The following is a 9,582-nucleotide window of genomic DNA, read 5'->3' on the forward strand; positions in this document are numbered from 1 at the left end:
TCCGTCGTCCCCATGGGGAATTACGTGACCGCGGGGGTGGGGAATTACGTGACGCAGAACCCGCCCTGCCTGAGGAATTTCATGATCGCTCACACACCGCTGCACGGGGGAGAGGCTCACCGTCCTCTACCTGACCTGGGCTGGCTGCGCACCTACGAGGGCGAGAAGACGCCGGGACGAGAGCTCGCCGAGGTGGAGCGGATCAACGGCACGTCATCAGACCGCGCATGAAACTCTCCGCCTGCGTCGGCGGCCACCAGGAGCCGCCCTGCCCCCGCCACCGGACCGGGAGCCGAGGAGGAGCGGGAGTGTACCTGGCCACCTCAGCCGACACCACCGCCCGGCGACGCGCCCGCCCGAGGCGGAGGTGCGGCGATGACCGCCGAAGCGGACCCGCCACTGTAGTGGGGGTCGGGTGCTCTCGGCCGGCCGCGCACCGTAGCACCGGCCCGGGCGCGGGCGGCCGGTGGCTACGGCTTGCTCTCGTCGGTGACCGCGGCAGGCAGAGGCGAGGCGCCACCGTGCGGGGTGCAGACCTCCTTGCCCCCGTCCTTGAGGACCACGCAGGCCCGTGCGGCTGCTGGGTAGGGGGCTTCGACCATGGGTGAGTAGGTGTCCCGGTCGTAGGTGATCGAGCGGGCGGCCGAGTGGTTGTTCGGCCCCTCGACCCTCGCCGTGTCCCCGACCTGGCCTTCGGTGATTCTGGCCCACGCGGCTCCGCAGCGGGGGCTGTAGCGCAGTTCCAGGTGGACGCCGTCGACCTTCGCTGCCGCAGCGGTCCACACTCCGATGTGGCATTCCATGCGCTGGGAGTCCTTGTTCCGGCACTCGAACCCGCTGCACTTCGTGAGGCTGCCTCTGGTCATGGGCTCTCCCTGGCTTTCCGGGGCGCCGATGAGCATTCCCGCGAGCAGTCCCGTAACCACCCCCACACCGGTGGCGGCGGCCCCGAAGGCGAGTCCCCAGCGCCGCGGCCGGCGGAGCGGCGCGGAAGTGGCGGGCTGCTTCGGCGGCTGAGCCCCGGGCGAGTCCGCGTCCGGGACCACGGAGGTGCTCGTGCTCGGAACCGGTTCGGGATCGGGAGTTGGATCTGGATCGGGAACTACCGTCGGCGGTGTTTCGGAGGCGTCGGGGCGCGCGACGGAATCGGCGTCCTCCGGAGCTTTTCCGTCCGGCTGCCCGCGCTCGGCGATCTCCAGCAGAAGGAGCAGGCGGTCGGGTCGGACAGAGACCGCCTGGGCGAATTCCCGCACTGCCTGTCGGGGCGGAAGTGCCTTTCCGGTGAGGTAACGCCCCCACGACGATTTGCTGTAGCTCGTCCGGCCGGCGAGCGTGGCCAGGGTCATTCCGCTGCGCCGCCGCAGCAGCCTCAGCTGCTCCGTCAGAAGTTTGGCTTCCCCGGGCGCTCCACCGGCCCGGGGTCTCCCAGCCTGTCCCGCCACCACTCGTCCTCCCTCGTCTTGTCCCCCTGATGCAGGGCCTGTTGAAGCGTCCCGCTTCCCATCATGTCCCACCCGTTCCCACCGCTCTACCGGCGTTGCCGTCCCGAAGCGAGCATGTGATCACCCGCCCCGACAGGAAGACCGCGGACACCTGCCGGGCCGGCCCACTCGATCACCGCGAGGCCGCAGCGGCGGGCACGTGTGTCCATCAACCGGTCCGACCAGGCGAATGGACATCCATGGCAGACGAGCTCGTCCTGCGGGCACATGACTTCATCGACGCCTGCAACGTCGACGGCATGCCCACCGTGGCCAAGGAGGGCTTCACCGGGCTGGGGGCACCCTGTACGCCCTCACCTGCTGCCTCCAGCACAAGCTCGGCCTCACGCCCTGTCGCACGACTCCGGTCCGGCCACACATCGTCCGCGGCTGTTTTCGGTGCCTCACGGGTCCGCCGCGTCCTGGACGAGAAGCCCATGGGCTTCTGATCAATTCCACCCACAGACATACGGAGACAGTAGTGGCAGACGCCAAGGTCCTGGAAGCGCAGAAATGGGTGAACAGCACCTACGGTGACGTCCCCGGCTACAAGCCCTGCGCCGAGGACGGGCAGACGGGCTGGAACACCATGTACTCCCTCATCATGGGGCTCCAGCACGAACTGGGCATCAGCCCGCCCGTCGCGGCTTTCGGCCCCACCACCCTGTCGCGGCTGACCGCCTACGGCGACATCGGCCTGGGGCACACGAACGCGAACATGGTCAATCTCGTCCAGTACGCCTTGTTCTGCAAGGGGTACTGGGGCGGCAACGGCGACGGCCGGTACGACACCAGAACGCTGAACTCCGTCATCTCAATCACCACGGACATGGGCTTGCCGGACCACGGCGGCATGGTCACCCCGAAGGTGCTCAAAGCACTGCTGACGATGGACGCCTACATCGTCCTCGCGGGCGGATCCGAGAAGGTCCGAGCGATCCAGCAGTGGCTCAACCGGAACTACCTGAGCAAGTCCACCTTCTTCATCGGACCGTGCGACGGTCACTACTCACGTGACGTCCAGAAGGCCCTCATGAAGGCTATTCAGTACAAAGTGGGCGTCCCCGAGGACCAGGCCAACGGGAACTTCGGTCCCGGCACCCAGGCGAGGCTGAAGGCCAACACGTTGTCCCAAGGTGACACGGGAGCCCTCGTGAGGCTCTTTTCCGCGGCATGCGTCTTCAACGAACCCGTTCCCGCCGAGGGCTCGCACTACACAAGCTCGTTCAAGGACACCTACGACTCCACTCTCACCGAATTCGTCAAGGCTTTCCAGAGGTTCTCCATGCTGGAGGACCACGGGCGAGGCGACTACGCAACCTGGGCCCAACTCCTGGTGTCCACGGGAGATCCGGAACGCAAGGTCGACGCCTGCGACACCCGCTTCACGATCACCGACTCCCGCGCGCGGGCCCTGGCCGCGGAAGGCTACAAGTACGTGGGGCGCTACATATACGACCCGCCGGGCAGCACCCTCGACAAGGAGATCCAGCCCGGAGAGCTCGACAGCATCTTCAGCAACGGACTCCGCGTCTTCCCGATCTACCAGGACAACGCCCGGGAACTCGGCGACTTCAGCTACAACTCGGGGTACCGCCACGCGCTGGAAGCGCATGAGCGTGCCGTCGGCTACGGGTTCAACCGTGGCACGGTCATCTACTTCGCCGTCGACTACGACGCCACCGACCCGGAGATCACTTCCAACATCATTTCCTACTTCCAAGGAGTGACCGGAGGACTGGCCGCGCAGGGAAAGCGCTACGTACACGGCGTGTACGGGTCCCGCAATGTGTGCGCACGGGTCACCGAGGCCACCTACGCCCGCTGGTCGTTCGTTTCCGGTATGTCCTGGGGCTTCTCCGGAAACCTCGGTTTCCCCCTGCCGGCCAACTGGTCGTTCAACCAGATCAAGGAGTTCCGCTTCCCCAACGGATCAGACTCCTTCGATCTCGACAACAATGCCCATCGGCCCGGCACGGACTCCGGTCAGGGAAGCGTCAACGAAACCGTCTCCCCGTCCGAGGATTTCATCGACTACGTCGCGGAGATCTACGAGTATGCCCGCGCCTACGGCAAGGGAAATCCGAACAGGCTCGTCATGGAATACCTCCGGCACATGTCGTACGACAACATCCAGTGGACGGCTCTCATCGGCTCGCCGGACCGAGACTTCATCACGTACGCCAAGTACGCGCGCGGCGCCCGCTGGGTGGCCAGCTTCGTGGACAGCGCCACGGGCCAGGAGATGGGCATCGAACACCTCATGGCCACCTGCAACGGCCACTTCCAGCACCCGCAGCCCGCCGACGCGCAGCGGGTCAACCATGGTGACGTCGCCGGCTGGGGCGGGGACCTCATCACCTTCTACGCGGAGTGGCAACGCGACCGCGACAGCTACGCCTCCGGTTACCAGTACTGCGTGGAGCGGTTGGCGAAGACCGGTCTCCCCTCGACCTTCGGCTACTCGGACCTCCTGGAGGACGCGGACGGATACCTGCTCGCCAAACGCGTCAGCGCCGGTCTCAACATAGCCACCGCGGTCCTCCGCCACTACGAGAGCGGCGGGAACAACGGGCGGTTCGGTGACTACCGCAGTCAGCGCTTCGGGACAAAGGCGAACACCCACGCGCTGGCCCGGGACATGCTTACGACGAACAGTCCCGTCATCGCAGCCGGACGGAAATTCCTCATCGAGGACACCGCGGGCTACGGCACGTATATGCCCGACTCGCTGCCGGACGACAAGCTCGACGATTTCGTCCAAGGGTTCGTCGATGTCCTCCATGGAATGGCCGGCTGACCGTGCATCACCCACGACGAGGAGACAGACCACCTGTGAACCAGCACGGGAAACACGGGAAACCCGCACCGTACACACTGCTCAGGCGCCGCCAGGTCGTCGGCGGCTTCCTCGCGATCGGCGGGGCAGCCCTGTGGTCCGCCACCGGAACCGCCGGGGTGGCCACGGCCGCTCCGGCGGCCGGGCGGTGGGACAAGGCGGACAGCACCAACGGCTGGCCGGTCATCGAGCAAGCGCCGGAACACCTGATCGAAGGAGCGGGCGGCACCCGCGTCTCCTGCCGCGGCGATGACGTCGCCACCGTCCTGCTCCACCTGGCGCGCCGCTACCACTACGAAGTCCACGAGATCGGTCCCCGGGACATCACCGGGCACACCACCGACCGGATGATCGGCCCACCGTACGAGAGCAATTGCCTCTCCGGGACGGCCATCACCATCTTCCAGCCCCTCTACCCGGCAGGGTCCAAAGGCAATGTCTTCCCCCAGGACCTCGCCACGATCCGGGACATCCTGGCGGAACTGGACGGCGTGGTGACGTGGGGCGGCGACCAGGAGCCCGCCAAGGAGTCTCACTTCCAGATCGACGTCGCACCGGGAGACGCGACGCTGGCGGACGTCGCGGCGCGCATCAGGGAATGGGAGGCCCGCCCCGGAGCCGGTGCCGGCGTCGTCCCTGACGTCTTCGCCGCCCGGCGGCGAGTCCGGGCCAGGGACCTGCGTAACCGGCAGAAGCGGTAGAAGTCCGGGCGACGTCTCGGCAGGTGCACTCGCGGGTGACCGCGCCAGCGGCTTTCACGGTGGTCCCAGCCGTCCCACCGTGTCCCGCCGGGATGGAAGTCCCCGCAGGTCAGCCCGTGAGACGTCCCGCTCGCAGGTCACTTGGGCGGCGACCGTTGCGATCCGTGCATCACCGCCCGAAGACTGCTCACCGAGCCGCCCGCAGCGGGTTGTTCCGGTTATGGGAGGGAATACACATGCGAGCCATGACGAGGACTCTCGTCACCGTCACCACCGTCGCCGGGATCGCTGCCGGAAGCCTGGCCGCCGCAGGCGCCGGCGTCGCGGCGACCCCGGAGAAGAAGCCGGTGGCGAGTGCGGAGGCATTCGCCCCGCTAGCTGTGGTCAACCTCGGTCTGACGACCTCTGAGGCAAAAAGCCTTCAGGGCAAGTTTCTGAGGGCCTGGGGCTACACGGGCGCGATCGATGGGCAACTCGGCACCAACAGCTGGAAGGCGATGCAGCGGCTCCTCAAGGAGAACTGGGGCTACACCGGATCGATCGACGGAATCGTCGGCACGGGAACGGTGAAGGCGTTGCAGCGCTACCTCAAGGCCTGGTACCGCTACACCGGCCCGATTGATGGGGTCGCCGGGCCGGACACCAGGGCGGCGTTCAGGCGGATGGCCAACGTCACCTGAGCTCGGCGCTTGTCCTCGCCTGAAGCGACGCCGGGCAGCCGCACCTGTATCTGCGAGCCAATTGCGGTAGCCGCCGACGCACTTCTGAGATCAGAGTTCAGGCCCCCGAGAAGAACACGGAATTCTGTCAAAGCAATCGAAGGATGAATATGCGCAATCGAACAATCGCGTCCCTTGTCGCAGTGGCATCCGCCGCGGTCGCCGTCACCACCATGGCCACCGCGCCGGCAAGCGCCTACAACCCTGACCCGAGAGTCATTCAGAACGATTCGGCGCGGACGGTCTACTGCCCGTGCCGGTTCGATGACGACATCGACGGTACCTATTTTCAGAAGGATGACGGCGGGGTGGGAAGAAAGGTCGTCTTCGGTAACCAGAGTGGCTACGCGTTGGCGAAGGTTGAATTCCACCCGTACGACGAAGTGCTGTGGATGTACGACGTCGCCAACGACAACGACGGCCTCTACTACAAGGTGTCCTACGAAGGTGATGGTGGACGGTACGGGCTGTACATGCCCCCGGGATCGTCCGACATCTGGGATGTCAAGAAGGTGAATCTGGACATACCGGAGGGCAGGAGCGTGACGATCACGGTGTACGACGACCGTGGGATGGCCGATCACGTCTCCACGATCAAGGCCACTGCCTGACAAGCCGTCCCGATCGGCACGTCGGGCAGCCTTCCGACGTGCCGATTTTCGCGGTTCGTGCTGGATGGCTGTGAGGGAAGGCCAACCACTTTCTCGCCTACGACGGCATCGCCCGCACTCTCATTCTGCTACCGCAGACTTATCAGCACGGACGATGCTCAGGACGCGTCAACGTAGGCGAGGTGGCTTCCGCAGCCGGTGCAGCGGAAGAGCATGGCGGTTGCCCCCTCGCCCAGGCAGGTCAGGAAGCGCTCAAGCCGGCTTTCGTCGTGCAAGCCGTCGAGACGCATGTCGGTCCGAAGCTGGTCAAGTGCTTCAGGATGCGTCGCCAGCTCGGCGTATCCGACTTCGCCCACGAAGGCGGCCGCGTCCCGACAGTGGACGAGCCAGTGCGGATCCTGCCAGGCGTGGAAACCAGGGGTGCGGCGGGTGACCTCGTGCAATACGTCCTCGCTGACACCGTCGAGCCCGTAGGAGTCGGTGAATTCACCCGCGAAGCGTTCAGCTGCGCTCCCGTCTGCGATGCACCACGGGCAGAACCGACCGCTGACGTCCTGAGCGGAGTAGAAGGTCGCCGTGTAGATCCATCCTCTGTCGCGCCGGCAGCAGGCACACATCTCGGCGGCCGCGCAGATGGACCCGCTTGCAAGGGGGTCTGGGTGATAACGGAAGAAGGGCAGGACGGCACTCATCGGCACTGTCCGGTCCGCAGCTCGATGGCCATGCCCACTGATTCCATGAGAAGCAGTCTGCTCTGTGGGCAGGACGTCGATCAAGCGCGGGGATGGTCCCTTCGACGAACCGCAGGGCGAGGCGATCGTCCACTGCTTCCCGCGCCCATGGGGTCTGACAGGACGATTCAGTCGCCCTGCTGTTGCGAGGATCTTCCCTTCCGCTTGGTTTGAGTGACCGTGCTTCTTGGTGCGGCTGTCGGCCGTCGCGCGTATCCGCCCGGTGACTTCGCCGGAATCGAGGTCTGCGACGCGTGAGCGTCGTCTGCCGGAGTTCTGTACGCCGTCCTACAGGTGCGCCACTCCACGGAGTGACGCGAGACGACGGCGACTGACTGACGCCATCGTGCCGACCCGCCCCGGCAGCGCTTGCAGCGTTCCTTGTCTGTCGTTCCGACATAAAGGCCCCAGTGGGTGGTGCCGGTCTCCGGTGGGGCGGCATCCCGCCGGGGTTTACATGACGGGTCGGACCCCGGCCGACGGTACCGCTGTTGTACGCGTGGACAGCCGGCGGGGAGGGGGAGGGAGGTGGCTGCTGCCGGGATGCAGTCTGTCCGGCCGACGCGGCCAGGCCGCCGTACTGCCGCCGTCACGGACGCGCCGGCGTGAGCAGACCGCACCGTCCGACCGTGGCTGAGGGGGAGCAGCTGCTGCCGCGATGGGGACCAGGTCGTCGAGCTGGTCAGCCCTGTCCGCATCGTCGTGGCCAATAGCCCGGCCGCACCGCCCGGAAAGGCACGCCTCGAACTGTGGTGCGCCTTATACCGCACGAGCACGTACGCGAACGGGAGCGCGCCCGGCGGCCCCCTCTCTGTGTTTGGTCCGGTCAGTCGGAGGCGGCGTCCAGCGTCGTGCCCTCGGTTGCGACCGCGCCGTCCTGCAGCGGGATGCCGCCCGCCGGCGAGCCGCTCTCCGGGGCCGCCCCGGATACCTGGCCGCCGGTCTTCTTCGTCGACGACCGCGAGCGCTTCGAGCGGGCCCGCGGCCGCTTCGCCGGCTCGTCGGCGCCGAGCTGCGCCAGTTCCTCCGGTGTCCATCCCGCCGCTTCGGCGTCGACGTACGCCTTGCCGTACGGCTCGTCGAGTTCGGCCAGCAGGACCAGCAGGCGGCTCCGCCTGGCCAGGACGTCGACCAGCGGGGCCGCGGCCGCTTCCCGGCGTTCTTGGAGTGTCCTCATCTTCTGCAAGATTTCGTCAGCGCTTGGCATGCGGTGATCGTAGCGACCGGCGTTCCCGTGGCCGCTCTGATCGCCGGTCTATGACTGTCGTCTGCCACGCGAACGTCAGTGGCTCTGCCACGAGAAGTGTCAGTTGTACGGTCCGCGGTTTTACTGCCGGATCGGACGGCCACGATTGCTCCCGGGCTGCCGCCGTGTGTCAATGGGTTTGACGGTGCCGAGGCGGGTCAGGCGCTCTCGTATGGGCGGTGAGGTGGAGCTCGGCCATGTGAAGGCGGCGGTCGTCCGGTACTGCGCGGAGCTGGAGAGGATGCCAGCCGAGACCCGGCTGCGGCTGGCGGCCGGTCTGCGTGAGGAGCTGGACCCGCTGCTCGCGAAGGCCCTGGACGGGGCGATGGCGGAGGCGTCCGGTCGTGGATGGGGTCTTCGGCGGATCGGTGATGCGGCCGGTCTGTCCCACGAGAAGGTGCGTTACCGGCTGGCTGGGTCAGCGGGGAGGTCGTCGTGAGTGACCAGGACCAGGAGTTCAGGCTCGGCCGCCGGGAGGAGGCCGGGCGGGTGGTGATCACGGTGGCGGGCGAGATCGACCTGGGCACTGCTCCGCGGCTGCGTGATGCTCTCGATGAGGCGCTGAGCTGCGGAGTGCACCGGGTTGAGGTGGACTTTTCCGGTGTTCGGTTCTGCGACTGCTCCGGTCTGGGCGTGCTGCTGCGGGCTCGGGCCCAGGCGGACAACGTCGGCGTCGTTTTCGGCGTCGCTCAGGTGCGCGCGCCGGTCGTCGGACGCCTGTTCCGGCTGACGCAGACCGGTGCTGTGCTCGGGGTCAGCGGGCGTGCGGCGTAGCGGAATGGTCGCGGGCCGGTGCCGGCGAGGCGGTGGCGGCAGACCAGCCGGATGGACGGGCCGGTCTGGGGTAGGAAGGCTGGTGGCTCCTGTTGACGCAGGGGTTGGAGCATGCCCGGACGTGGGCTGTTCCCGGGTATGAGCGAAGGATCGACCAGTATGGCCAGCGGCACCGTGAAGTGGTTCAACTCCGAGAAGGGCTACGGCTTCATCTCCCAGGACGGCGGGGGCCCGGACGTCTTCGCGCACTACTCGGAGATCAAGTCCAACGGGTTCCGCGAGCTCACGGAAGGTGAGCACGTCACCTTCGAGATCGGGCAGGGCCAGAAGGGGCCACAGGCGCAGAACATCGTCCGCGGCTGACCGGGACGTCACAAGCACAGGAGGGGGGGGGGGTGGCCCCGAGCCAACACCCCCCCCCCACAAAACAAAAAGAAAGATCCCCCCCTCCCCCCCCCCCCCCCCCCCCAAACCACAAAA

General features: G+C 67.0%; 11 protein-coding genes and 2 pseudogenes. 9 read left to right on the forward strand and 4 right to left on the reverse strand.

Features of this window, described 5'->3' with window-relative positions; all coding sequences use genetic code 11:
- Positions 1–231 (forward strand): annotated as a pseudogene (locus ACFCZF_RS40055) (hypothetical protein); the annotation flags it as partial.
- A gap of 239 nt (positions 232–470) precedes the next feature.
- Here the strand turns inward: ACFCZF_RS40055 and ACFCZF_RS40060 are convergent.
- Both ACFCZF_RS40060 and ACFCZF_RS40065 read right to left on the reverse strand, forming a co-directional pair.
- On the reverse strand, positions 471–866 hold the full coding sequence (locus ACFCZF_RS40060; RefSeq protein WP_376675869.1) for a DUF2690 domain-containing protein: 396 nt from the start codon (positions 864–866) through the stop codon (positions 471–473).
- 408 nt (positions 867–1,274) lie between these two features.
- Positions 1,275–1,346, reverse strand: a pseudogene (locus ACFCZF_RS40065) (hypothetical protein); the annotation flags it as partial.
- 335 nt (positions 1,347–1,681) lie between these two features.
- On the opposite strand from ACFCZF_RS40065, the gene ACFCZF_RS40070 reads away from it, so the two are divergent.
- The 5 genes from ACFCZF_RS40070 to ACFCZF_RS40090 all read left to right on the forward strand — a co-directional run bounded on the left by ACFCZF_RS40070 (position 1,682) and on the right by ACFCZF_RS40090 (position 6,351).
- A complete protein-coding gene (locus ACFCZF_RS40070; RefSeq protein WP_376675857.1) occupies positions 1,682–1,930 on the forward strand; it encodes a hypothetical protein in 249 nt (82 codons plus the stop codon).
- A gap of 32 nt (positions 1,931–1,962) precedes the next feature.
- Complete coding sequence (locus ACFCZF_RS40075) at positions 1,963–4,281, forward strand: glycoside hydrolase domain-containing protein (protein WP_376675858.1); 2,319 nt, start codon at positions 1,963–1,965, stop codon at positions 4,279–4,281.
- Between the two features lie 35 nt (positions 4,282–4,316).
- Positions 4,317–5,021 carry a hypothetical protein gene (locus tag ACFCZF_RS40080; RefSeq protein WP_376675859.1) on the forward strand — a complete coding sequence of 235 codons (705 nt, stop codon included), beginning with the start codon at positions 4,317–4,319 and terminating at the stop codon, positions 5,019–5,021.
- A 236-nt stretch (positions 5,022–5,257) separates the two neighbouring features.
- Positions 5,258–5,701: a peptidoglycan-binding domain-containing protein gene (locus ACFCZF_RS40085; protein ID WP_376675860.1), complete on the forward strand. Its 444-nt coding sequence runs from the start codon at positions 5,258–5,260 to the stop codon at positions 5,699–5,701.
- 149 nt (positions 5,702–5,850) lie between these two features.
- A complete protein-coding gene (locus tag ACFCZF_RS40090) occupies positions 5,851–6,351 on the forward strand; it encodes a hypothetical protein (RefSeq protein WP_376675861.1) in 501 nt (166 codons plus the stop codon).
- Positions 6,352–6,509: 158 nt separating this feature from the next.
- On the opposite strand, the gene ACFCZF_RS40095 is transcribed toward ACFCZF_RS40090, so the two are convergent.
- On the reverse strand, positions 6,510–7,043 hold the full coding sequence (locus ACFCZF_RS40095; RefSeq protein ID WP_376675862.1) for a CbrC family protein: 534 nt from the start codon (positions 7,041–7,043) through the stop codon (positions 6,510–6,512).
- 865 nt (positions 7,044–7,908) lie between these two features.
- Entirely contained in the window at positions 7,909–8,259 is a 351-nt protein-coding gene (locus ACFCZF_RS40100; RefSeq protein WP_376675863.1) for a hypothetical protein, read from the reverse strand.
- Between the two features lie 241 nt (positions 8,260–8,500).
- Between ACFCZF_RS40100 and ACFCZF_RS40105 the strand changes: the two genes are divergently transcribed.
- From ACFCZF_RS40105 to ACFCZF_RS40115, 3 genes are all read left to right on the forward strand, one after another.
- Positions 8,501–8,767 (forward strand): hypothetical protein, encoded by a 267-nt coding sequence (locus ACFCZF_RS40105; RefSeq protein ID WP_376675864.1) that lies wholly within the window; start codon positions 8,501–8,503, stop codon positions 8,765–8,767.
- Positions 8,764–9,102: an STAS domain-containing protein gene (locus ACFCZF_RS40110; protein WP_376675865.1), complete on the forward strand. Its 339-nt coding sequence runs from the start codon at positions 8,764–8,766 to the stop codon at positions 9,100–9,102. The genes ACFCZF_RS40105 and ACFCZF_RS40110 overlap by 4 nt, the downstream gene beginning before the upstream one ends.
- Positions 9,103–9,261: 159 nt before the next feature.
- Positions 9,262–9,465 carry a cold-shock protein gene (locus ACFCZF_RS40115; RefSeq protein WP_376675866.1) on the forward strand — a complete coding sequence of 68 codons (204 nt, stop codon included), beginning with the start codon at positions 9,262–9,264 and terminating at the stop codon, positions 9,463–9,465.
- Positions 9,466–9,582: the final 117 nt, after the last annotated feature.

Origin of the sequence: Streptomyces sp. NPDC056296 (assembly GCF_042268605.1) — a bacterium.
GTDB lineage: Bacteria > Actinomycetota > Actinomycetes > Streptomycetales > Streptomycetaceae > Streptomyces.

What these genes read in the sequence shown, in the direction of transcription:
- ACFCZF_RS40060 (WP_376675869.1), bottom strand. Translation starts at nt 866, where the DNA reads ATGACCAGAGGCAGCCTCACGAAGTGCAGCGGGTTCGAGTGCCGGAAC.
- ACFCZF_RS40070 (WP_376675857.1), top strand. Translation starts at nt 1,682, where the DNA reads ATGGCAGACGAGCTCGTCCTGCGGGCACATGACTTCATCGACGCCTGC.
- ACFCZF_RS40085 (WP_376675860.1), top strand. Translation starts at nt 5,258, where the DNA reads ATGCGAGCCATGACGAGGACTCTCGTCACCGTCACCACCGTCGCCGGG.
- ACFCZF_RS40090 (WP_376675861.1), top strand. Translation starts at nt 5,851, where the DNA reads ATGCGCAATCGAACAATCGCGTCCCTTGTCGCAGTGGCATCCGCCGCG.
- ACFCZF_RS40095 (WP_376675862.1), bottom strand. Translation starts at nt 7,043, where the DNA reads ATGAGTGCCGTCCTGCCCTTCTTCCGTTATCACCCAGACCCCCTTGCA.
- ACFCZF_RS40100 (WP_376675863.1), bottom strand. Translation starts at nt 8,259, where the DNA reads ATGAGGACACTCCAAGAACGCCGGGAAGCGGCCGCGGCCCCGCTGGTC.
- ACFCZF_RS40105 (WP_376675864.1), top strand. Translation starts at nt 8,501, where the DNA reads ATGGGCGGTGAGGTGGAGCTCGGCCATGTGAAGGCGGCGGTCGTCCGG.
- ACFCZF_RS40115 (WP_376675866.1), top strand. Translation starts at nt 9,262, where the DNA reads ATGGCCAGCGGCACCGTGAAGTGGTTCAACTCCGAGAAGGGCTACGGC.